This is a genomic window from Streptosporangium sp. NPDC050148, from assembly GCF_055586505.1.
This window is the reverse complement of record NZ_JBVJIA010000004.1, coordinates 38492-60262: the sequence shown is the minus strand read 5'-3', so window position 1 is coordinate 60262 and position 21771 is coordinate 38492. Positions and strand designations below refer to the sequence as shown.

Below are 21771 nucleotides of genomic sequence, written 5' to 3'. Positions count from 1 at the left end.
GGCCGGACGAACGGGCCGGACGAACGGGGTGGACGAACGGGGTGGACGAACGGCACGGCGGATCCCGGCCCGTGGTCCGCGATGATTTCCGGGAGCCGCCCGGGTTGTAGTCCTGACCGATGACGGCGACCCGGAAGGACCGTACCGACCGATGACGACCGATGACGAGCAGATCCGCACCCTGATCCGGCGATGGGCCGAGGCGGTCGACGACGGCGACCTCGACGGCGTCCTCGCCGACCACGACGACGACATCGTGATGTTCGACGTGCCGCCCCCGTACGAGGGCGTGCGCGGCATCGACGCCTACCGCGAGACCTGGCCGTCCTTCCTGCGGTGGCAGACGCAGAAGGGCGTGTTCGAGATCGAGACGCTGGACGTCACCGCCGGTGACGACGTCGCCTTCGCCCACGCCCTGGTGCGCTGCGGCGAGAAGGAGCGGCTCACCGAGGAGCCGCGGGCACGCCTGCGGCTGACGCTGGGCCTGCGCAGGCGGCAGGGCAGGTGGGTCGTCGCCCACGAGCACCACTCGTTCCCCCTCGTCGAACCGGCCCCCGCTCCGGAGGTCACCGCCGGCGGCAAGGTCGGCGCGGACGGCGAGGGCACCGCGGAGGACCGGGCCGGCGCGGACGACCGGGGCACCGTGAACGACGCGGAGGACCGGGTCGGCGCGGACGGCGGGGGCACCGTGAACGACGGGGTGACCGGGGGCTGAATTTGTGACGGGACGGCGGCTCGCCCATGATCTGAGGAAGACCCATCGTGAGCGGGCCCGCCGTTCTCGACGAAGAGAGGCGATATGACACTTCACCGGAACCTCGATCCCGGCCTCGCCGCCGCCGTACGGGAGGGCAGGCTGCCCGCTCTCGACCTCGGCTCGGTGCGGGTGGAGGACCTGCCCGGAATGCGCCTGCAGATGAGCGAGGCGCTCGCCGCCATGGAGCCGCTCCCGCGGGACGAGCGGGTGACGATCGAGGACCGGACGGTCCCCGGCCCCGACGGCGACCCCGACGTCCGGCTGCGGATCTACCGCCCGGCCTCCCCTACCGGGACGATCCCCGCCCTGTACTGGATCCACGGCGGCGGCATGATCTTCGGCCAGGTCGAGATGGAGGACCCGGTCCTCACCGAGTACGTCGTCGCGCTGGGGTGCGCGGTCGTCTCGGTGAACTACCGTCTGGCCCCCGAGCATCCGGACCCCGCACCGGTCGAGGACTGCTACGCCGGGCTGGTGTGGACCGCCAAGAACGCCGCCGAGCTCGGCATCGACCCGGCGCGCATCGCGGTCGGGGGGATCAGCGCCGGGGGCGGCCTCGCCGCGGGGACCGTGCTGCTGGCCCGTGACCGGGGCGGCCCGGCCGTGGCGTTCCAGCTGCTGATCTGCCCGATGCTGGACGACCGCAACGTCACCCCGTCCAGCAGGGAGTTCACCGACGCCGTCGTGTGGAACCGGGCCGCGAACCTGCTGGGCTGGAAGGCGCTGCTGGGCGAGCGGGCCGGTGGCGAGGACGTCTCGGTGTACGCGGCCCCGGCCAGGGCGGCCGACCTGTCGGGCCTGCCGCCGGCCTACGTCGACGTCGGCGAGCTGGAGGTGTTCAGGGACGAGTGCGCCGAGTACGCCCTGCGGCTGGCGCAGGCGGGCGTCTCCACCGAGTTCCACCTCTACCCGGGGGCCTTCCACGGCTTCGAGGGGCTGGTCCCGGAGGCGGAGATCAGCCGCCGGGCCGCCGCGGAGCGGGTGGTCGCGCTGCGCCGGGCCCTGTTCGACTGACGGGCACGGACGGGCCCTGTTCGACTGACGGGCACGGCCGACGGGCACGGCCGGGCGGTCCGCGGAGCGCGGGCCGCCCGGTCCCGCGGTCACCAGCGGTCGTGGACCTGCGGGCGGATCAGCTCGTCGTAGATCTCCCGTACGCCCCGGAGGGTGGCCTCGGGCAGCGGGACGGCCTCGGCGGCGGCCGCGTTGGCGCGGGCCTGCTCCGGGTTGCGGGCGCCGGGGATGACCACCGAGACGCCGGGCTGGTCGATGATCCAGCGCAGTGCGAACTGCGCCATGGTCATGCCGGGCGGCACCAGGGGCGCCAGGCGGCGCACCGCCTCCAGGCCGGTGGCGAAGTCGACCCCGGAGAAGGTCTCGCCGACGTCGAAGGACTCGCCGTGCCGGTTGTAGGTGCGGTGGTCGTCGGCGGCGAAGACGGTGGACTCGTCGTACTTGCCCGACAGCAGGCCGCTGGCCAGCGGGACGCGGGCGATGATGCCGACCCCGGCCTCCACGGCTGCGGGGAGCACCTTCTCCAGCGGCTTGAGCCGGAAGGCGTTGAGGATGATCTGCACGGTGGCCACGCCCGGCCGGGCGATGGCGGTCAGCGCCTCGGCGCAGGTCTCCACGCTCACCCCGTAGGAGGCCACCCGGCCCTCCTGGACCAGCGTGTCGAGGGCGTCGAAGACCTCGTCGGAGGAGTAGACCGGGGTCGGGGGGCAGTGCAGCTGCACCAGGTCGAGGGTGTCGACGCCGAGGTTGGCGCGGGAGCGGTCGGTCCAGGCCCGGAAGTTGTCCAGGGTGTAGGCCGAGGGCTCCTGGGCGACGCGGCGGCCCATCTTGGTGGCCACGGTCAGGCCGGGCCTGTCCTTGATCAGCCGCGCGACGAGCTGCTCGCTGCGCCCGTCGCCGTACACGTCGGCGGTGTCGACGAAGGTCACCCCCGCGTCCACCGCGGCGCCGAGGGTGGCCAGCGCCTCGTCCTCGCCGACCTCACCCCAGTCGGCCCCCAGCTGCCAGGCGCCGAGTCCGACGACGCCGATGTGCCTTCCGGTCCTGCCCAGTTCACGCTTGTCCACATCGGTGATGGTAGTCCGCGTGGCGCTCCCGGACGGCACCGCCCCGGCCCGGGGCCGCAGTAGGGTCGATCGCGTCGGATCCGCCCGGCTCGGAGTCCCCCTCGCGAGCCGACACTTCAGGCAGTGAGGCCATGCACGCGCTCGACGTTCTCGGCGATCCGGTCCGGCGCCGGATCCTGGAGTTGCTCGCCGACGGTGAGCGGGCGGCAGGCGAGATCAGCGCCGTGGTGCAGGAGGAGTTCGGGATCTCCCAGCCCGGCGTCTCGCAGCACCTGCGCGTCCTGCGCGAGAACGGGTTCACCACCGTGCGCGCCCAGGGCACCCGGCGCCTGTACGCCGTCGATCCCGCCCCGCTGCGGGAGGTGGACCTCTGGCTCGACCGCTACCGGCACTTCTGGACCCAGCGTCTCGACGCCCTGGGCACCGAGATCGCGCGCGGGCGACGGGCACGGCGCGCCGCCCAGGCCGCGGACCCGCCCCCCGGCGACGCCCGCGAAGCCCGTGACGTCAGTGACGACGTGCGCGACGACGCCCCGGCCTCCCTGACGTCCTCGTCCTCCGACGGCCCCGCCGGCGACGCCGCGACCTCCGGCGCGTCCGCGGGCGAGGCCCCCGACGACACCCGGTCGTAACGTAGCGCGAGACAGCGTCTCTATTGACGGAATGTCAGGCGCGGTCTAGCGTGGTGGGACAACCACGAGCCGCAGGAGAACGCCATGACCCAGGAAGCCGTGCCAGGCTCCGGGTCCGTCCTGTCCGGCCGCGGGGACTCGATGCGGGTCGACCCGCCGCGCAAGGGCCTGCGCCCAGGTACCGCCGCCGGGGATCCGCAGACCCCCTTCTGACTCCGGCGCGGCGGCGGGTGCCGCCGCGCGGACGTCCGCGCGACCTCTCCCGCCGTCTCCGGCCGGAATCACGCACCGCCCAGGCGGGCCCTTCCTGAGACGACCCCGAGCATTCGGAGCGCATCGACCATGACCACAGACATCTCCATGTCCCCCATCACCGGACCCTCCGCCTGGCGCGGCGACGAGCTGGCCGGATCCACCGAGTGGATCTACGTTCTCAGCGACGCCGAGCGCGAGGAGCTGGAGGCCGTGGGCCGCCGGTTCGTCGAGGACGACCCCGACCTGCGGACCGTGTCCGCCGGGAGCTACCCGCTCTCGGTCTCCCACGCCATGATCGACGAGTGCGCGCGGCAGATGGACTCCGGCCGCGGCTTCGTGCTGGTGCGGGGCCTGCGCACCGACGAGTACGGCGACACGCTGGCCGGCGCGATCTTCTTCCTGATGGGCCTGCACCTGGGCACGCCGATGGAGCAGAACCAGCTCGGCGACGTGCTCGACCACGTCATCGCCACCTCCAACAAGACGCTCGACGACGCGGGCGCGCTGCCGTCGCGGGTGCGCGACCGGCTGCCCTTCCACTCCGACAGCTCCGACGTGGTCGCGCTGATGTGCCTGCGCGCGTCCAAGGAGGGCGGCTCCAGCAGCCTGGTGAGCGGCACGACGATCTACAACGAGATCCTGCGCCGCCGCCCCGACCTGGCGCCCCTGCTCTTCGAGCCGTGGCACTGGGACTGGCGGGGCCAGGACCCCGACGCCCCCGCCGACACCTACGTCTCCCCGATCTGCAGCTACGTCGAGGGGACCTTCAGCACCTACGCGGGCAGCTCGATGATCTTCTCCGCGCAGAAGTACCCCGGCGTGCCGCAGCTGACCGACGCCCAGGTCGAGCTGCTGCACCTGTACGACGAGATCACCCAGGAGCCGGGACTCGCGCTGGACATGGACTTCCAGCCCGGTGACGTCCAGTGGCTGCTGAACTACGCCGCCCTGCACTCGCGCACCGGTTACGTCGACTGGCCCGAGCCCGAGCGCCGCAGGCACCTGCTGCGCCTGTGGCTCAAGCGCGACGTGGGCCGCCCGCTGGTGGAGGGGTTCGGCAAGAACGTGGTGAAGGAGCGCGGCGAGGAGGCGGCGCAGCCGCTGCCCGGCGGCAACTTCAGGATCACCGAGGCGGTCGTGCCCAACATGGACTGGGGCAACTGACCCGAAAGTGCACACGAAAGGCCGGCGGGGACTTCCCCGCCGGCCTTTTCCGTGTCGTCCGGTGGACACCCGTGCCGTCCGGCGGGATGACGCTCCTCCACGGCGGCCGGAGCCCACCGGGCCGTCTCCGTGCCGGCCGGTGGGCATCGGGCCTTCTCAGGCCGAGGGGTCGAGCTGCCGCCGCACCTCGCCGCTGTCCCAGTAGTCGACGCGGTGGGCGATCAGGCCGTCGGGGCCGACCCGGAACCGGAACACCCCGCGCACCCGCACCGTCCCGGCCCCGGGCACGGCGGGCCGGAACGACATCAGGTACGCCAGGGCCGCCCGGTCGTCCTCGACCACGAGGTCCTCGACGTCGTAGCGCAGGTCCGCGAAGTCGGCCAGGAAGACCGTGAGGTTGGCGCGGTAGTTCGCCCTGCCGGTGACGTCGCGCCCCATCGCCGAGGTGTGCTCGTTGACGAAGTCCTCGCTCACCCGGGCCGCGATCGCGTCGGCGTCGTGCGCGTTGAGCGCCTCGACGTACCCGAGGACCGCGGCCCGGGTGAGGCCGGCGTCGGGGCCGGCGTTCAGGAGGGGGTCGCCCACAGCCTGCGTACCGTGTTGAAGACCTGCTGGTTGTGGGAGATCTCGACGACGTTGCCGTCGGGGTCCTTGAGCGCGCAGATGTAGCCGACCGGGTCGGGCATGTCGCGCGGCTCCCAGTGCAGGCAGCCCAGCTCGCGCGCCCGGTCGGCGATGCCGTCCACGTCGGCGCGCTCGGGCACCTCGATGCCCAGGTGCGCGAACGGCGTCAGCAGCCCCAGCTGCCCGCCCTTGTCCTTGTTGAACGAGACCAGGACCAGGACCATCGGGGTCTCGGCCTGCTTGTCGTTGGAGAGCCAGGCGCTCTCGCCGTCGGCGTCCCGGAACCGCTCGACCACCACCAGGGGGGTCAGCGAGGTGTAGAACGCGATGGCCTTGTCGAGGTCGCCGGTGGGCAGCGCGACGTGCGTCCAGCGAGCCTGGGTGAGATCACTCATGGTTCCTCCATTTGTTCTATTCATACCTGTATGACCGAGAAAGTCCATATATGTGCCGTCAGGTGGAACCTCGTTCGAAGGGCTGGCCCAGTGCCCTGGGTTCGCGGTGCTGGTTGGCGAAGATCAGCATCGCCAGCAGGGCGAGCAGGTAGGGGGCCACCACCAGCAGCTGGGAGTTGAGCGTCAGGCCCAGCGCGGGCAGCGCCAGGCGCATGGCGTCGGCCAGGCCGAACAGCGCGCAGCCGAGCAGGGTCCGGCCCAGCCGCCAGGCACCGAAGATCACCGCTGCGATGACGATGTACCCGCGCCCCGCGGTCATGTTCTGGTTGAACGAGCCGACCTCGCCCACCGCCAGGTACGCGCCGCCGAGCCCGGCCAGCGCGCCGCACCACAGCAGCGCCTGGCGGCGGCGCAGGTTCACCCGGATGCCGGTGACGTCGGCCGCCTGCGGCTGTTCCCCGACCGCCCGCAGTTCCAGGCCCCACCTGCTGCGTTCGACCAGCCACCAGGTCAGCGGGATGATCACGATCAGCAGGTACACCGGCCAGCGCTCCACGAACAGGGGCTGCCCGATCAGCGGGATGTCGCGCAGCCAGGGGATGCTGACCTGCGCGACCTGGTGGGAGTCGAAGGAGCTGATCGTGATCAGGTAGCTGGTCAGCCCGAGCACGAGGGCGTTGAGCACCAGGCCGACCACGAAGGTGTTGATCGCCAGCCGGTGCGAGAGGTTGCCGTGCACGAGGCCGATCCCCAGGCCGATCACCACGCCGGCCACCAGCCCGGCGGTGGCGCTGCCGGTCGCGCTGGCCACGGCGATCGAGCCGAACGCGGCGCTCAGCATCATCGCCTCAAGGGAGATGTTCATGGCACCGGCCCGCTCGGCGAGGTACTCCCCGCACGCGGCGAAGGCCAGCGGCACGGTGAGCCGGATCCCGCTGGACAGGATGGTGGAGATGTCCTCTGTGGCGATCACAGGGCGGCCCCCTCTGCGACGGGCGCGGGCCGCTGCTCGGCGCGCGCGGTACGGAGTCCGGACCGCCTGCGCCGAAGGGCGGCGACGACGACGGGCGGGGCGACGAAGGCCAGCACGAGCAGGGCCTTGACCACGTCCACCAGGAAGGGGGGCACGCCGGTCGCGGCCAGGAAGCCGCCGCCGGAGCGCAGCACGCCGAACAGCAGGGCGACGGGGATGGTCAGCAGCGGGCGGTTGCGCGCGACCAGGGCGACCAGCAGGCCGTCCCAGCCGATGTTCATCGCGACGCCCGGCTGCAGCCGGTGCACGCCCACCGGGCTGGCCAGCAGCACGGCCCCGGCCAGGCCGGCGAAGGCGCCGGAGATGGCCAGTGCCACCCCGCCCAGCGCGTCGACGCGCACCCCGGCGTGCCGGGCGGTGAGCGGGTTGAGCCCGAGCATGGTGAGCCGGAAGCCCCACCGGGTGCGGGCGATCGCCACCGCGACCACCACGGCGCCGACCAGCGCGAGCACCAGCCCGCCGTTGAGCTGGAGGTTCGGGTACTCCCCCATGGAGACGAGCAGCGCGTTCGCGGGCAGCGGGTTGGACTGCGGGGAGACGACCGCGTCGCCGACCCGTGACTCCTGCAGCAGCCAGGAGGTGTTCACCGAGAACGCGACGAGCTGCTGGGCGATGAAGATCATCAGCAGTGTGCTGACGACGATGTTGACCCCGCGGAAGCGGTACATCAACGCGCTGAGGGCGGCCCAGGCGCCTCCGGCCAGCGCGGCGGTGACCAGCACGACCACCAGCAGCAGCGGGCCGGGGAGCGCCAGGCGCAGCCCCACCCAGGCGCCGAACAGGGCGCCGACGAGGACCTGGCCCTCCTGGCCGATGTTGAACACGCCCGACCGGGCGCTGACGCACGCGCCGACGGCGACGAGCAGCAGCGGTGCCGCGTACAGCAGCGTGGAGGTCCAGGCCGTCCAGTCGGCCATGCTGCCCTGGAAGAGGGCCTGCACCGAGGCGAGCGGGGACCCGCCGGTCGCGGCGATCAGCAGCGAGGACAGGGCCAGCGCCACGACCACGGCGAAGGCGGTGGCCAGGGCGGTCTGGCGGCCGACCGGCCCGGGGGTGAGGAGGGTGAGCAGACGGCGGCCGGAGGCGTCCGGAACGAGGGTACGGGCTTCGTTCACGCGGCCACCCCGCCCACCAGCATCCCGAGCCGCTCGGCCGTGGCCTGCCCGGTGGGGAGCACCCCGGTGATCCGTCCCGAGGAGATGACCGCGATCCGCGAGGCCAGGGCCATGACCTCCTCCAGCTCGGTGGATATCAGCAGCACGGCCACCCCTTTCGACGCGACGTCGCGCAGTCGCACGTACATGTCCTCGATGGCTCCCACGTCCAGCCCGTGGGTGGGCTGCGCCGCGACCAGGACGGCCGGGTGGGCCGACAGCTCGCGGGCCAGCACGACCCGCTGCTGGTTGCCGCCCGACAGGCTGCGCACCGGCGCGTCCACCGACGGGGTGACGATGTTGAACTCGGCCACCAGGCGGCGGGCGACGGCGTGCGCCTTCCTGCGGCTGAGGAAGCCCCGGCCGCTGACCGCGTCCAGGGACTTCATGACCAGGTTGTCGGCGACGCTCATGTCCAGCACCACGCCCGAGCTGTGCCGGTCCTCCGGCACGATGCCCAGCCCGGCCGCGTGCAGCGCGCCCGGGCGGTTCAGGTCGACCGGGACGCCGGAGACCTCGACCGAGCCCGAGTCCGGGGGCAGCAGCCCCGACAGCAGGTCGCCCAGGGTGGCCTGGCCGTTGCCCTCGACCCCGTACAGGCCGACGATCTCACCGGGTGCCACGTCCAGGCTGAGGTCCGACAGCACCCGCACGCCGTCGAGGGTGACGGTCAGGTCGCGCAGCCGCAGCGCGGGCGCCTCCTGTTCCGCGGTCCCGGACGGCTCCGGCCGTACGTCCCCGGGGGTCTCGACCGGCAGCAGGCCCAGCGCCGCGGCCTCGGCGCCCAGGGAGACCTCCCTGCCGACCATCCGCCTGGCCAGCTCCTGCGGGCCGGTCTCGGCGGTGGCGCTGTGGAAGACGACCCTGCCCCTGCGCAGCACGGTCACCCGGTCGGTGGCCGCGGTGATCTCCGCCAGCTTGTGGCTGATCAGGATGACCGCGCGGTTCTCCGAGCGGACCACCCGGCGCAGCACGCCGAACAGCTCCGCCGACTCCGCCTGGGTCAGCACCGACGTCGGCTCGTCCAGGATCAGCACCGAGGGGTCGCGGCGCAGGCACTTGATGAGCTCGACCCGCTGGCGCTCCCCGGCCGAGAGCCGCGCGACCCTGGCCGTCGGGTCGATCGGCAGGCCGTAGCGGGCGGAGACCTCCCGGACCTGCTCGCAGGCGGCGGCCCTGTCGATCCTCCCGGTGTCGCCCAGGATGACGTTCTCCCAGACCGTCAGCGGGTCGATCAGGCTGAAGTGCTGGTGCACCATGCCGATGCCGAGCGCCACGGCCTCCTGCGGGCTGGTGATGTCCACGGGCCCGTCGTGGTGCAGGATGCTCCCGGCGTCCCGGTGGACCAGGCCCAGCAGGATCTTCATGAGCGTCGACTTGCCGGCCCCGTTCTCCCCGAGCAGGCCGTGGATCTCGCCCTGGTGCACGGCGAGGTCCACGGCGTCGCAGGCGACGACCGGGCCGTAGCTCTTGCTGATTCCCCGCAGCCGCAGCGCGGGCGCCGATGGCGGGGTGAGCCCCCTCGCCCGTTCGTCGTCCGTCATCTCAGGAACCGAGCCTCTTCACTTCCGCCTTGGTGTCGATCTTCTTGCTGCCCACGTCGGCGATGAAGGTGTCCAGCTTCTCCTTCTGCTCGGGGGTGGGCTTGCAGATCTTCACGGTGGGGAAGGGGTCGACGCCGAGCGTCCAGACCTTCTCCACGCCCATCTGCAGCTTGGCCTCGGAGAAGTCCTCCAGGGCGGCCCTGAAGTAGTCGCCGGGGCTGAACAGCACCGAGATGTCGAAGGTCGGCCTGGTGGAGGCGCAGCGGTCGGTGCCCGGGGTGAGGGTGAGCACCTTCTTGCTGTTGGCCAGCTCCGCCGAGGCGTCGGTGGCGCCCCCCAGGTAGGGGTAGATGACCTTGACGCCCTGGCTGATCTGGGCCTGGGTGGCCTCCTTGGCCTTGGCCGAGTCGTTGAGGTCGCCGGTGTAGGTCGTCACCACGGTGCCGTCCGGGACCACCAGCTTGATGCCCGCCTTGAACGCGGCGGCCGCGCCGGTGGTGAAGTCGGCCTCGGGGCCGGTGACGAAGCCGGCCTTGGTGTGGCCCGCGTCCTTCATGATCAGGCCGGCCGCGTACCCGGCGGCGAGCATGCTCTGGTCCGCCTCGTCGGTGGAGAGCACGATCTTCGGGGTCTGCGGGATGTTGTCGGACGAGGGCACGTACCAGGCGGTCTTCGCGCAGACCGGCTCCTCCGAGGCCGGGATCGCGTCCCGCAGCTCCGAGGCTCCCAGCGCGACCATGTCGACCTTCTGCTGGCACAGCGCCCGCGCGGCGTTGAGCGCCTCGCTGGTGTTGACGCTGCCGCGCTTGATGATCGTCCAGCCCTGCGCGGTGGCGAACTCCTGCGCGGTGTCGACGAAGCTCTGGTAGTAGCCCTTGTCGTTGATGTCGCCGGGGCTCAGCACCCCGATGACGACCTTGCCGTCACCGTTGACGTCGGGCTGGCCCGCGAGCACGGTGCCGCCGTCGGTCTTGGCGCCCGCGTCGCTCGGGGCTGCGGCCGGGGCCGGTGCCGTGGCGTCGTTGCTCGCGCAGCCGGCCAGCGCCAGCGCGCCGAGACAGGCGGTCAGTGCGGCCGTGGCCCGGCCCCTTCGATAGTATGCGGCCATGACGATCCTCTCGATCTGATGCACGCGCGCCGCCCGACGGCGCGCAAGGGGGGAACGAATCTTGGTCGCCGGCGGGGGTCCGGGCTTTGCCGAGCCCCTCCCCCGCCCGCGAGGCGGGTCAGGCGAGCACCTCCTCATCGCCGGAGCGCAGGTCGGCGTAGGCGACGCGCTCCTGGTGGAAGACCGTCTCCTCGGTCGCCGCGACGAACCAGGGGAAGCCCATCCGCCCGACGGCGTGCACCCTGGTGGGGTCGATCCGGCCGGGGGAGGACATGATCGACTCGTCCGCGGTGATGCAGACCACCTCGGCGAACACGATGTGCACCCCCGAGAAGCAGGAGGTGGGGTCGCCGCGGTCGATGACCTCGCGCACCCGGCACTCCAGGTGGGCGGGGCTGTCGGCCAGCGAGGGCGGCGCCACGACCTGTGACGGCACGGTCCGCCAGCCGACGAGGCCGGCCTCGTCCACGCCGGCCGGGTACTCCCTGGCCACCGTCTCGATGTGCTCGGCCAGGGCCGTGGTGGTGACGTTGATGACGAACTCGCCCGAGGCGCTGAGGTTCACCCAGCTGTCCTTGGGCTCGTCGGTCGCCTCCCTGACCGTGCCGATGGTGACCGCGACGAGCGGGGGCTCGCCGCAGATCGGCATGTAGTAGCTGAACGGGGCGACGTTCACGCCGCCCTGCGCGTCCAGCGTCGTGATCATCGCGATCGGACGCGGTACCACGAGCTGGGAGAGCAGCCCCTGCTTCTGCGCCGGCGTCCGGCCGGCGAGGTCGATGATCATCCGCGTACTCCCTGGACGTGTTCCTCCGCGGGCACGGTCCGCCAGCGGTGCGGGACCTCGATGCCGGTCCGGGCGAGCAGCGCGGCGGAACGTTCCCGCGCCTGCCCGGCCAGGTCGTCGAGGTCGACGGTGGTGATCCGGCCGTCGCGCACGACCACCCGGCCGTCGACGAGGACGTCGCGGACGGTGTGGCTGGGCGCGCCCCAGACGAGGTGGGTGGCGAGGTCCCCGCGGGGGATCCAGGCGGGGTCGCGGGCGTCCATCACCACGAGGTCTGCGGCCTTGCCGACCTCGATCGAGCCGACCAGGTCCCCCAGCCCGACCGCGGCGGCCCCGTCGATCGTGGCCAGCGCGAACGCCCGGCCGGCGCCGAGGACCGGACGGGTGTCGCGGTCGCGCTCCAGCGCGGCCAGCAGCCGGGCGGCGCCCAGCAGGTCCGGGACGTCCCCGGCGTTGTGCGAGTCGCACCCCAGGGCGAGCCTGCCGCCGCGGTGGACCAGCTCGGCGTGCCGGCCGGCGCGGGCGTAGCCCTGGCCCAGGCGCAGGTACGCCCCGGGGCAGGAGGCCACCGCGGTCCGCGTCTCGACGAGGGCGTCGAGCTCGGCGTCGTCCAGCCAGACGGCGTGGCCGAGGACCAGGTCGGGGCCCAGCACCCCGAGGTCGCGCAGGTGCAGCACCGGCCGGGTCCCGGCCCGGCGGGCGTAGGCGTGGACGTCGGCCTCTCCCGGCGAGATGTGCCAGGTCAGACCGACCCCCAGCCGCGCGGCCAGCTCGGCGGCGCCGGTGAACAGCTCGTCGCTCGCCAGGTCGTGGCCGACCAGGGTGACCCAGCCGGTGACGGTCCCGCCGGGCGGCAGCGCCCGTACGGTCTCCTCCTGCAGGGCCAGGGTCTCGGCGGCGGGCAGCGCGTGCACGGCGCCGGGCACGTCCCAGCCCCAGCGGCCGACCCGGGCGCGGACACCGGCCGAGCGCAGGCCCGCGGCGACCCGCAGCGGGTGGGCGACCGTGCCCGGCTCCAGCAGGGTGGTGACCCCGAGCAGCAGCGACTCGGCGGCGGTCAGGGTGGCCGACAGCTCGTCGTCGTCGCCGGTGACCTTGCCGTGCAGCGGGACGATCCAGTCGAAGATGGACTCCTGGGAGCCGATGTCGTCCGGGATCATGCTGCGGACCAGCGGGTCGGCGGTGACGTGCTGGTGGGCGTTGACCAGGCCGGGGATGACGACGCAGCCGGTCGCGTCCAGCTCGGGGGTGCCGGGGAACGCCTCCCGCAGCACGGCGGCGGGGCCGATCGCGGCGATGCGCCCCGCGGCGACGGCGACGGTGGCGCCGGTGACCACCTCGCGGCGCGGCGACATCGTCACCACGTCCCCCCCGACGATCAGCAGGTCGGCGGCGGTCCCGCCCGGGGTTCCCGGGCCGTCCGGGATGCCGGGGCCGTGCTGAGCGCCGGAGCCGTCCGGGGTGCCGAGGCCGTGCGGGGTGCCGGGGCCGTCCGGCCGGGGGCCCGGGTACGCGCGCGGCCCGGTCACGGCCGCACCAGCACCCTGCCGACCAGGTCGCGCGAGCGCTCCAGGTCGAAGGTCTCGTACAGCTCCTCCAGGCCGCACTCGGCGGCGCGCACGGTGCGCAGGCCACCGGCGAAGTAGGCGCCGAGCATGGCGGAGAAGTCGGCGGGGGTGTACGCGCCGGCGCCCAGCAGGCGGATCCCGCGGTGGTAGATCTCGGCCAGGGAGAGCGAGACCTGGTCGCCGCCGGTGTTGCCGAACGTCACCAGCCGGCCGCCGATCCGCAGGCAGTCCAGGGACCGCCGCCAGGTGGCGGCGCCCACGTGGTCCAGGACGACGTCGGCGCCCCGGCCGCCGGTGTGCTCGCGGACGGCGTCGGCCAGCGGCTCGTCGTTGCGCACCAGCAGCTCGGCGCCGAGCCCGGCCGCCACCGCGAGCTTCTCGTCGCTGCCGGCCACCGCCACCACCCGGGCACCGGCCCGCCTGGCCAGCTGGACGGCGGCGATGCTCACCGAGCCCGCGGCTCCCTGGATCACCACGAGGTCGCCGGCGCCCACCTCGGCGACGGCGTGCACGGCGTGCCAGGCGGTGCTCCACGGCGTGGGCAGACAGGCGGCCTCGTCCAGGTCGACGTGATCGGGCACCGGGTGCGCCAGGTGGGCGGGGACCGCCACGAACTCGGCGTAGCCGCCCGGGACGTTCCCGCCGATCACCCGCAGCGAGGCGCAGTGGCCGCTGTCGCCGGCCAGGCAGTGCGGGCAGGCGCCGCAGCCCACCGTGGGGTCGACCACGACCCGGTCGCCGGTCCGCAGGGTGGTGACCGCGCTCCCGGTCGCCGCCACCCTTCCGGCGATGTCCATGCCCGCGATGTGCGGGAGGCTGAAGCCGGGCAGCACTCCGGGGCCGCGGCGCTGGAGCATGTCGAGCCGGTTCAGGGCGCAGCCGCCGACCTGGACGACCACGTCGAGCGGGCCGGGCTCGGGGTCGGCGACCCGCTGGACGCTCACCGCCTCCGGACCGCCGAAGGCCGTCTGGACCAGTGCTCGCACGCTACCCCTCCAAGCGATCGTAATTCACGATGGCGTCTCGCATTGTGATTCTGGGTCGCAATGCGTCGTACTCTGCCCCCGCTCCGGGGGCCTGTCAATGCCTCCGGAGCCAAGAGCCCCGCGCGTCACACGCTTGTTACACGAGCGTCGCTCACACTAAATATCCGCAGGTTGGAACGCTCCCGTCCCATGATGAGGGGGTCGGGGGGGTGCTTCGGCGCGGGGGAATCCGGCCGGGGGACGCGCCGTCACGCGAGCGCCCGCCCCGGAGGGGCACCTCACCGCGGGGACGTCCGGCCGGGAAGAAGGCCTCACGACGGGAGCGCCCGGCCGGGGAGGACGCCTCACGACGGGGGCGTCCGCCCCGGAGGGGCACCTCACCGCGGGGGCGTCCGGTCGAGCAGGCGGACGGCGACCGCCTTCTCCTGGGTGTACTCCCGCATCGCCGCGTACCCGCCGCCCCGGCTGAACCCGCTGTCCCGCTGCATGTTGAAGGGGAAGCCGATGACCCCGGCGTCGGCGAACTGGTTGACCGACACCTGGCCGGAGCGCACCTGTTGGGCCAGGCGCAGCGCCCGGGAGACGTCGCCGGTCCAGATGCAGGCGAGCAGCCCGAAGTCGGTGTCGTTCATCATCTCCAGCGCCTGCCGGTCGCCGGAGAACTCCTGGACCGCCAGCACCGGCCCGAAGACCTCCTGCCGGGACAGCCGGGAGCGCGGGTCCACGCCGTCGAAGAGCGAGGGCTCGACGAACCAGCCGCCCCCCTCCCCCTCGGCGGCCGGGCCGCCCCCGGTGACCAGGCGGGCCCCCTCGGCCGGGGCGCTCTCCAGGAAGCCGAGCACCCGGCGGTACTGCGCCTCGTTGACCAGGGGCCCCATGTCGAGATCGGCGTCCCAGGGGCCGATCCGGACGGCCTTCATCAGCTCGGCCACCCGTTCCACGACCTCGCCGGCGACGGAGGACTCCACCAGAAGTCTGGAGCCCGCGTAGCAGTTCTGCCCGGCGTTCTCGGTGATGGAGCCCACGATCGCCGGGATCGCGACGTCGAGGTCGGCGTCGGCGAACAGCACGTTGGGCGACTTGCCGCCCAGCTCCAGCTTGACCGGGACGAGGTTCTCGGCCGCGGCCCGCATGATCGCGCGGCCGGTGGTCGTGGAGCCGACGAAGCTGATGTGGTCCACGCCGGGGTGGGAGGTGAGCGCGGCGCCGGTGTCGGCGCCGATCCCGGCGAGCACGTTGAGCACGCCGGGAGGGAACCCGGCCCTGCGGGCCAGCTCGGCGAGGGCGAACGGCGCCAGCGGGGCCACCTCCGACGGCTTGAGCACCACCGTGTTGCCCGCGGCCAGGGCCGGCGCCACGTTGGCCGCGGTGAGCACCGCGGGAACGTTCCAGGGGATGATGACCGCGCAGACGCCGTACGGCTCCTGCAGGGTGTATCCGAGGTAGTCGGGGGTCCGGGTGGGCAGCGTGACACCGGTGAGCTTGTCGGCGGCGCCGGCGAAGTACTCCACGATGCCCTGGGCGATGAAGACGTTCGTCCGCCCGCCCGACAGCGGCTTGCCGACGTCCCTGGCCTCCAGCCGGGCCAGCTCCTCCACGTGCTCGCCGATCAGCTCCGACCAGCGGCGCAGCAGCCTGCCGCGCTCGGAGGCCGAGGTCGCGGCCCAGCCGGGGAAGGCCCGCCGGGCCGCCGCGCCGGCGTCGTCGACGTCGCCGGCGCCGGCGCGGGCCACCGTCTGGATGGTCCGGCCGGTGGCGGGGTCGACGACGGGCAGTTCCCCGGAGTCCCGGGCCGCCGTCCACTCGCCGTCGATCAGCTGCTGGGCGGGAGGGATGAAGAGTTCGGCCATGGTTGGAATCCTTGACCCCTTCCGTTCTGCATGTCAAGATGCCATCTCATTTTATGAAAACAGTTGGGGGATCCGTGCGCATCACCGCCGCCGTTCTGGAGACCGCCGGGGGCCCCTTCGTCCTCCGGGACGTCGACCTGGCCGAGCCCAGGCCCGACGAGGTGCTGGTGCGCGTGGTCGCCACCGGTATCTGCGGCACCGACCTGGAGTTCGCAGGCTTCTTCCCCACCCCGGCCGTGCTGGGCCACGAGGGCGCCGGGATCGTCGAGCGGGTCGGCTCACGGGTCACGTCGGTCTCCCCCGGTGACCACGTGGCGATGAGCTTCACCTCCTGCGGGGCCTGTCCGGCCTGCCTGACCGGTTCCCCGGCCTACTGCCGCGACTTCGACGCCCTCAACTTCGGCGGACACCGGGCCGACGGCTCCTCGGCGCTCTCGCTGGACGGCGCGCCGGTCAACGGCCACTTCCTGGGGCAGTCCTCCTTCGCCACCCACGTCGTGGCGCCCGAGCGGGCCGTCGTGCCGGTGGACGCGAGCCTGGACCTGACCCGCATCGGCCCGTTCGGCTGCGGCGTCCAGACCGGCGCGGGCGGGGTGTTCAACGTGCTGCGCCCCGGGCCCGGCTCCTCCATCGCCGTCTTCGGGGCCGGCGCGGTGGGCGTGGCGGCGATCATCGCGGCCTCCCTCAGCGGCTGCTCGGTCGTGGCCGCGGTCGACGTCAACCCGGCCAAGCTGGAGGCGGCCCGCTCCTACGGGGCCACGCACACGATCGACTCCTCCGCCGGCGACCCGGCCACGGCACTGCGCGAGATCGCGCCCCACGGTTTCGGGTTCACCGTCGACACCACCGGCCGCCAGGAGGTGCTGCGCACCGCCGTGGAGGCACTGGCCCCGCTCGGCCGGTGCGGCGTGATCGGCGTGGGCCCCAGCCAGGACATCAGCCTCGACTGGCGCAGCGTCCTCAACGGCCGCACCGTCACCGGCATCATCGCCGGCTCCAGCCTGCCGCAGGTCTTCCTGCCCCGGCTGCTGGACCTGTACGCCGCGGGCCGCTTCCCGGTCGACCGGATGATGACCCCCTACCCCTTCGAGCGGATCGGCGACGCGATCGCCGATCTGCGCGCCGGCAGGACCGCCAAGGCCGTCCTGACCTTCTGACCTCGGTGTCCTTGTTCGCGGGGGCGTGATGTCGCCGCGACATGCGAGACATTGTCTCGTGATCCGCACCGGGTTAGACTTCCCGGACCCAGACACCCAGTGGCGCGGCTGGGCAACACCGCGCATCGTTCGTATGGATATGGGGCCTGTGCGCCATGACCCAGCAGACTGAGTTCGACCACCACTCCGCGGCCTGCACCGCCGATCCGGTCGACTACTACCGGTCCTTCCGCGAGCAGTGCCCGGTCGGCAGGACCGAGGCCCACGGCGGATTCGTCTACACCACCCGTTACGCCGACGTGGCCAGGATCGCCCGCGACGACGACACCTTCTCCTCCTCCCGGGCCTCCTCGGGCGTCGACCGGGTCGCGATCGTCATCCCCAGCGGCCCCGGCCTGGAGCAGTACCCGATCGAGCTGGACCCTCCGGAGTCCACCGGGTACCGCGACCTGATCAACCCGCTGCTCACCCCGGACGCCGTCGAGTCGCTCCGGCCGATGATCGCCCGTCACGCGACGCGCGTCGTCGACGCGTTCATCGAGCACGGCTCGGCCGACCTCGTCCGCGACCTGACCAACCCGCTGCCCGCGGCGGTCACCCTGGACTGGCTGGGCTTCCCCGAACAGGACTGGGCCCGGCTGGCGGGCCCGATCCACGACATCTTCGCCGCGCCCGCCGACAGCGACCGGGCCCGCCGGGGCGCCGAGGGCCTGGCCTACATGGAACGGCGGATCCGCGAGATCATCCGGGAGCGCCGGGCCGAGCCCACCTCGGACGCGACCAGCGTCCTGGCCGCGCAGACCGGCCCCGACGGCCTCCCGTACGGCGAGGACGAGCTGGTCTCGGTGATCGGGCTGCTCATCGCGGGCGGCGTGGACACCACCACCTCGCTGACCGGCTCGGTGCTGGTGCACCTGAGCCGCCACCCCGACCAGCTCCGGCGCCTGATCGACTCGCCCGACCTGCTCGACTCGGCGACCGAGGAGTTCCTGCGGGCGTTCGCCCCCTCGCAGTCCATGGCGCGCACCGCGCGCGCCGACACCGAGATCGGCGGCTGCCCGGTACGGGCCGGTGAGCGCGTGCTGATCCCGTGGGTGGCCGCCAACCACGACCCGGCCGTCTTCCCCGACCCGGCCGAGGTGCGCCTGGACCGGGACGCCGCCCGGCACCTGAGCTTCGGCATCGGCACGCACCGCTGCGCCGGGGCGCACCTGGCGCGTGCCATGTTCCGCGAGATGATCACCCAGGTGCTGACCCGGCTGCCCGGTTTCCGGGTCCTGGAGGAGGGGCTCGTCGCCTATCCCACCCGGGGCAACCAGTCCGGCTGGGACGCGATCCCCGCCGTCTTCCCGCCGGGGCCCCGGCTCGGCTCCGGCACACGGTCCGCGGTGTCGCCCTTCGGGCAGGCCCTCTCCTTCGAGGTCGTCGTCGCCGGGGCCGAACCGGTCGCCGACGGCGTGCTGGCGCTGACCCTGACCAGGGCCGGCGGCGGGGACCTGCCCTCCTGGGAGCCCGGCGCGCACCTGGAGTTCCGGCTGCCCTCGGGACGCGTCCGGCAGTACTCCCTGTGCGGGGACCCGGCCGAACGGGACCGCTACCGGGTGGCGGTGCTGCGCGAGGAGAACGGCCGGGGCGGTTCCGCCGAGGTGCACGAGATCGCCCGCGAGGGCGTCGTCGTCGGCGTGCGGGGACCGCGCAACCACTTCCCGCTGGTGCCCGCCGACGACTACCTGTTCGTCGCCGGGGGCATCGGCGTCACGCCGATCCTGGCCATGGCGCGGGCCGTGGCCCGGCGGGGCGGCGCGTTCCGCGTCCTGTACGGCGGGCGCTCCCGCGCCACCATGGCCTTCCGCGACGAGCTGGCCGGGTACGCGGGCGGGAACGCCGAGCTGGTCCCCCAGGACGAGTTCGGCCTGCCCGACCTGGACGCCCTCCTGGGCTCGGCGGGCCCGTCCACCGCGATCTACTGCTGCGGCCCGGCCGGGATGATCGAGGCGGTCGAGCGGGTCTGCGAGCGGCTGGGCGTCTCGGACCGGCTGCACGTGGAGCGCTTCGGCGCCGGGGACGACCTGGAGGCGGTCTTCGACCCGGCGGCCAACGCCGCCTTCGACGTGCATCTGGCCCGGACCGGCAGGACCGTGCGGGTCCGGCCCGACCAGCGGCTCATCGAGGCGGTCCGCGAGGCGGTCCCGGGCCTGTCGTACGACTGCGAGAAGGGGTACTGCGGGGCGTGCGAGACGCGGGTGCTCGCGGGCACCCCCGAGCACCGCGACTCGCTGCTCACCGCCGAGGAGCGGGAGGCCGGGCGGACGATGATGATCTGCGTCGGCCGCTCCTGCTCACCGCGCCTGGTCCTGGACCTGTGAGAGGCCGGTCCGCGATCTGTACGCCCGGCAGGAGACGTCATACGATGCCGCCATGCCGAATCTGGGACCGATCGAGCTCCTGCTCCTCCTCCTGATCGTCGCGATCTGCGTCGGCCTGGTGATGACCCTCAGGAGGGGGTCGCGCGGGTCCTCCGGGGCGCCGACGCCGTCGGCGAAGACGGCACCGGCCCCGGCGGACCTGCGCGAGCTGGTCACCCGGCTGACCCGCCAGGGGAAGAAGATCGAGGCGATCAGGGAGCTGCGCCGGCACACCTCCCTCGGCCTGGCCGAGGCCAAGGCGGTCGCCGACGCGGTGGACGCGGGGCACGACATGTGGGGTCATCCCCTGATGGCCCGGTTCCGGCCGGTGAACCCCATGGTCACGCCCGCCGCCGGCGCGAACGGGGCCGGTGACCTGGCGAGCCGGGTGCGCGCGCTCAAGGCCGCCGGACGCGCCGAGCAGGCGGTCCACCTGGTACGCGGCGAGACCGGCATGGGCGAGCGCGAGGCCGTGCTGTTCGTCGAGGCGATCTGAGGCCGGGCCTCCGCAGAACGAGCGAGGCCGTCGTCCGGAGACGAGCGAGGCCGTCGCCCGGCGTCCGTCGTGGGGACGGAGGCGGACGACGGCCCCGGTGGGCCCACGGTCGTTCAGTCGTTCAGCGGCTCGACGTAGCGGCCGTCGAGGTGGAGCGTGCTCCGGACGGCGAGGCCGCTGTAGGAGTACTCGACCCCCACCAGCGCCACGTGCTCGCCCACCTTGAACTCCAGGGACTTCTTGCTCATCAGCAGGCGACTCTCCTCCACGACCTGGCCGTCGAGCTTCACCACGATCTTGCCGGTCATGGTGCTGTGCTCGACCTCGATGTCGCGTTCCTGCCCATCGACGTCCAGCCGCCAGACGTTGCTCGCCTCACTCATGCTCGCTCCCTGTTCTCGCTCGATTACGGTCATGACCGCGACCTGCTTTTGAACAGGCTCTTACCATTTTTGCGGCGTATATACCTTCGATCAGGCGGAGCGTCTCCGCGGCGGGCCGGTCAGGCGGCCGTGCCGAGCATCCCGTTCGGGTCGAGGACGAACTTGGACGCCGCGCCCTGGTCGAAGTCCTCGTACCCCTTGGGCGCCTGCTCCAGCGGGATCGGCACGGCGTTGACCGCCTTGGCGATCTGCACCCTGTCGTGCAGGATCGCCTGCATCAGCCACCGGTTGTAGCGCATGACCGGGGTCTGGCCGGTGGTGAAGGAGAGCGACTTGGCCCAGCCCAGGCCGAGCCGCAGGGAGAGCGACCCCTGCTTGGACGCCTCGTCGTGGGCCCCGGGGTCGCCGGTCACGTACAGGCCGGGAATGCCGAGCGCCCCGCCGGCGCGGGTGACCTGCATGAGCGAGTTGAGCACCGCGGCGGGCTGCTCCTCGCCGGATCCGGCGCCGTGACCGCGCGCCTCGAAACCGACGGCGTCGACGGCGCAGTCGACCTCCGGCTCGCCGAGGATCTGCTCGATCTGGTCCTGGGGCTCCCCCTGGGACACGTCCACGGTCTCGCAGCCGAAGCTGCGGGCCTGCTCCAGGCGCTCCTTGTTCAGGTCACCGACGATCACCGCGGCGGCCCCCAGCAGGAACGCCGAGACGGCCGCGGCCAGCCCGACCGGTCCGGCACCCGCGATGTAGACGGTCGATCCCGGCTTCACCCCGGCGGTGACACAGCCGTGGAAACCGGTCGGGAAGATGTCGGTGAGCATGGTCAGGTCGAGGATCTTCTCCATCGCCCGGTCCCGGTCGGGGAACTTCAGCAGGTTCCAGTCGGCGTAGGGCACCAGGACGTACTGGGCCTGCCCGCCGACCCAGCCGCCCATGTCGACGTAGCCGTACGCCGAGCCGGGCCGGTCGGGATTGACGTTCTCGCAGATCCCGGTCTTGCCCTCCTTGCAGTTGCGGCAGCGGCCGCAGGCGATGTTGAAGGGCACCGAGACGAGATCGCCCACCGAGACGAACTCCACCCCCGGGCCGACCTCGACGACCTCGCCGGTGATCTCGTGGCCGAGGATCAGCCCGTGCGGCGCGGTGGTGCGGCCCCGGACCATGTGCTGGTCGCTGCCGCAGATGTTCGTCGCGACCGTCTTGACGATCGCGCCGTGCGGGACCTTGCGTCCCACGTTGGCCGGGTTCACCCCGGGCCCGTCCTTGAGCTCGAACTCCGGGTAGTCGATGGTCTCCACCGTCACCTTGCCCGGCCCCTGGTACGAGACGGCCCTGTTGCTCGGCATGACGTCCTCCCTTTCCCTCGTGGTGCCCTTCCGTGCGCGGTCGCTGCCT

The 21771-nt window shown here is 73.0% G+C and carries 21 protein-coding genes; 8 read left to right on the top strand and 13 right to left on the bottom strand.

The window, feature by feature from the left end; all coding sequences use genetic code 11:
- The first annotated feature begins 151 nt into the window (after positions 1–151).
- A complete protein-coding gene (locus ACZ6RT_RS05275; RefSeq protein WP_399194457.1) occupies positions 152–715 on the top strand; it encodes a YybH family protein in 564 nt (187 codons plus the stop codon).
- An 84-nt stretch (positions 716–799) separates the two neighbouring features.
- The gene (locus ACZ6RT_RS05270; protein WP_399194455.1) at positions 800–1771 is read left to right on the top strand and encodes an alpha/beta hydrolase; all 972 of its coding nucleotides are present in this window, start codon (positions 800–802) and stop codon (positions 1769–1771) included.
- An 89-nt stretch (positions 1772–1860) separates the two neighbouring features.
- Here the strand turns inward: ACZ6RT_RS05270 and ACZ6RT_RS05265 are convergent, their stop codons facing one another.
- Positions 1861–2838, bottom strand: coding sequence for an aldo/keto reductase (locus tag ACZ6RT_RS05265; RefSeq protein WP_399194453.1), 978 nt, complete (start codon positions 2836–2838; stop codon positions 1861–1863).
- Between the two features lie 131 nt (positions 2839–2969).
- Here ACZ6RT_RS05265 and ACZ6RT_RS05260 point away from each other — a divergent pair, with 131 nt between their 5' ends.
- From ACZ6RT_RS05260 to ACZ6RT_RS05250, 3 genes are all read left to right on the top strand, one after another.
- Positions 2970–3470 carry an ArsR/SmtB family transcription factor gene (locus tag ACZ6RT_RS05260; protein WP_470152314.1) on the top strand — a complete coding sequence of 167 codons (501 nt, stop codon included), beginning with the start codon at positions 2970–2972 and terminating at the stop codon, positions 3468–3470.
- An 84-nt stretch (positions 3471–3554) separates the two neighbouring features.
- Entirely contained in the window at positions 3555–3683 is a 129-nt protein-coding gene (locus ACZ6RT_RS05255; RefSeq protein WP_344907219.1) for a hypothetical protein, read from the top strand.
- A 129-nt stretch (positions 3684–3812) separates the two neighbouring features.
- Entirely contained in the window at positions 3813–4889 is a 1077-nt protein-coding gene (locus ACZ6RT_RS05250) for a TauD/TfdA family dioxygenase (protein WP_399194449.1), read from the top strand.
- A 156-nt stretch (positions 4890–5045) separates the two neighbouring features.
- Here ACZ6RT_RS05250 and ACZ6RT_RS05245 read toward each other — a convergent pair whose 3' ends face one another.
- From ACZ6RT_RS05245 to ACZ6RT_RS05200, 10 genes are all read right to left on the bottom strand, one after another.
- Positions 5046–5474 (bottom strand): ester cyclase, encoded by a 429-nt coding sequence (locus ACZ6RT_RS05245; protein WP_399194447.1) that lies wholly within the window; start codon positions 5472–5474, stop codon positions 5046–5048.
- The gene (locus ACZ6RT_RS05240; RefSeq protein ID WP_399194445.1) at positions 5456–5908 is read right to left on the bottom strand and encodes a VOC family protein; all 453 of its coding nucleotides are present in this window, start codon (positions 5906–5908) and stop codon (positions 5456–5458) included. Before ACZ6RT_RS05240 ends, ACZ6RT_RS05245 begins: the two co-directional genes overlap by 19 nt.
- 58 nt (positions 5909–5966) lie before the next feature.
- Positions 5967–6881 carry an ABC transporter permease gene (locus tag ACZ6RT_RS05235; protein ID WP_344907232.1) on the bottom strand — a complete coding sequence of 305 codons (915 nt, stop codon included), beginning with the start codon at positions 6879–6881 and terminating at the stop codon, positions 5967–5969.
- Positions 6878–8056 carry an ABC transporter permease gene (locus ACZ6RT_RS05230; protein WP_399194443.1) on the bottom strand — a complete coding sequence of 393 codons (1179 nt, stop codon included), beginning with the start codon at positions 8054–8056 and terminating at the stop codon, positions 6878–6880. The genes ACZ6RT_RS05235 and ACZ6RT_RS05230 overlap by 4 nt, the downstream gene beginning before the upstream one ends.
- The gene (locus ACZ6RT_RS05225) at positions 8053–9639 is read right to left on the bottom strand and encodes an ABC transporter ATP-binding protein (RefSeq protein WP_399194441.1); all 1587 of its coding nucleotides are present in this window, start codon (positions 9637–9639) and stop codon (positions 8053–8055) included. Before ACZ6RT_RS05225 ends, ACZ6RT_RS05230 begins: the two co-directional genes overlap by 4 nt.
- Position 9640: 1 nt before the next feature.
- Positions 9641–10747, bottom strand: a complete 1107-nt coding sequence (locus ACZ6RT_RS05220; RefSeq protein ID WP_470152313.1) for a BMP family ABC transporter substrate-binding protein — start codon at positions 10745–10747, stop codon at positions 9641–9643.
- 118 nt (positions 10748–10865) lie between these two features.
- Entirely contained in the window at positions 10866–11534 is a 669-nt protein-coding gene (locus ACZ6RT_RS05215) for a flavin reductase family protein (RefSeq protein ID WP_470152312.1), read from the bottom strand.
- A complete protein-coding gene (locus ACZ6RT_RS05210) occupies positions 11531–13063 on the bottom strand; it encodes an amidohydrolase family protein (RefSeq protein ID WP_470152311.1) in 1533 nt (510 codons plus the stop codon). The genes ACZ6RT_RS05215 and ACZ6RT_RS05210 overlap by 4 nt, the downstream gene beginning before the upstream one ends.
- Positions 13060–14088 (bottom strand): zinc-binding dehydrogenase, encoded by a 1029-nt coding sequence (locus tag ACZ6RT_RS05205; protein WP_399194433.1) that lies wholly within the window; start codon positions 14086–14088, stop codon positions 13060–13062. The genes ACZ6RT_RS05210 and ACZ6RT_RS05205 overlap by 4 nt, the downstream gene beginning before the upstream one ends.
- A 377-nt stretch (positions 14089–14465) precedes the next feature.
- A complete protein-coding gene (locus ACZ6RT_RS05200; protein ID WP_470152310.1) occupies positions 14466–15938 on the bottom strand; it encodes an aldehyde dehydrogenase family protein in 1473 nt (490 codons plus the stop codon).
- Positions 15939–16012: 74 nt separating this feature from the next.
- Here ACZ6RT_RS05200 and ACZ6RT_RS05195 point away from each other — a divergent pair, with 74 nt between their 5' ends.
- From ACZ6RT_RS05195 to ACZ6RT_RS05185, 3 genes are all read left to right on the top strand, one after another.
- Positions 16013–17095 carry an NAD(P)-dependent alcohol dehydrogenase gene (locus tag ACZ6RT_RS05195; RefSeq protein ID WP_470152309.1) on the top strand — a complete coding sequence of 361 codons (1083 nt, stop codon included), beginning with the start codon at positions 16013–16015 and terminating at the stop codon, positions 17093–17095.
- Between the two features lie 155 nt (positions 17096–17250).
- Entirely contained in the window at positions 17251–19461 is a 2211-nt protein-coding gene (locus ACZ6RT_RS05190) for a cytochrome P450/oxidoreductase (protein WP_470152308.1), read from the top strand.
- A 52-nt stretch (positions 19462–19513) separates the two neighbouring features.
- A complete protein-coding gene (locus tag ACZ6RT_RS05185; protein WP_470152307.1) occupies positions 19514–19996 on the top strand; it encodes a hypothetical protein in 483 nt (160 codons plus the stop codon).
- A 113-nt stretch (positions 19997–20109) separates the two neighbouring features.
- Here ACZ6RT_RS05185 and ACZ6RT_RS05180 read toward each other — a convergent pair whose 3' ends face one another.
- Positions 20110–20379: a hypothetical protein gene (locus ACZ6RT_RS05180; protein ID WP_344907264.1), complete on the bottom strand. Its 270-nt coding sequence runs from the start codon at positions 20377–20379 to the stop codon at positions 20110–20112.
- Positions 20380–20498: 119 nt separating this feature from the next.
- Positions 20499–21722, bottom strand: coding sequence for a formaldehyde dehydrogenase, glutathione-independent (fdhA, locus tag ACZ6RT_RS05175; RefSeq protein WP_399194423.1), 1224 nt, complete (start codon positions 21720–21722; stop codon positions 20499–20501).
- Between the last annotated feature and the right edge of the window lie 49 nt (positions 21723–21771).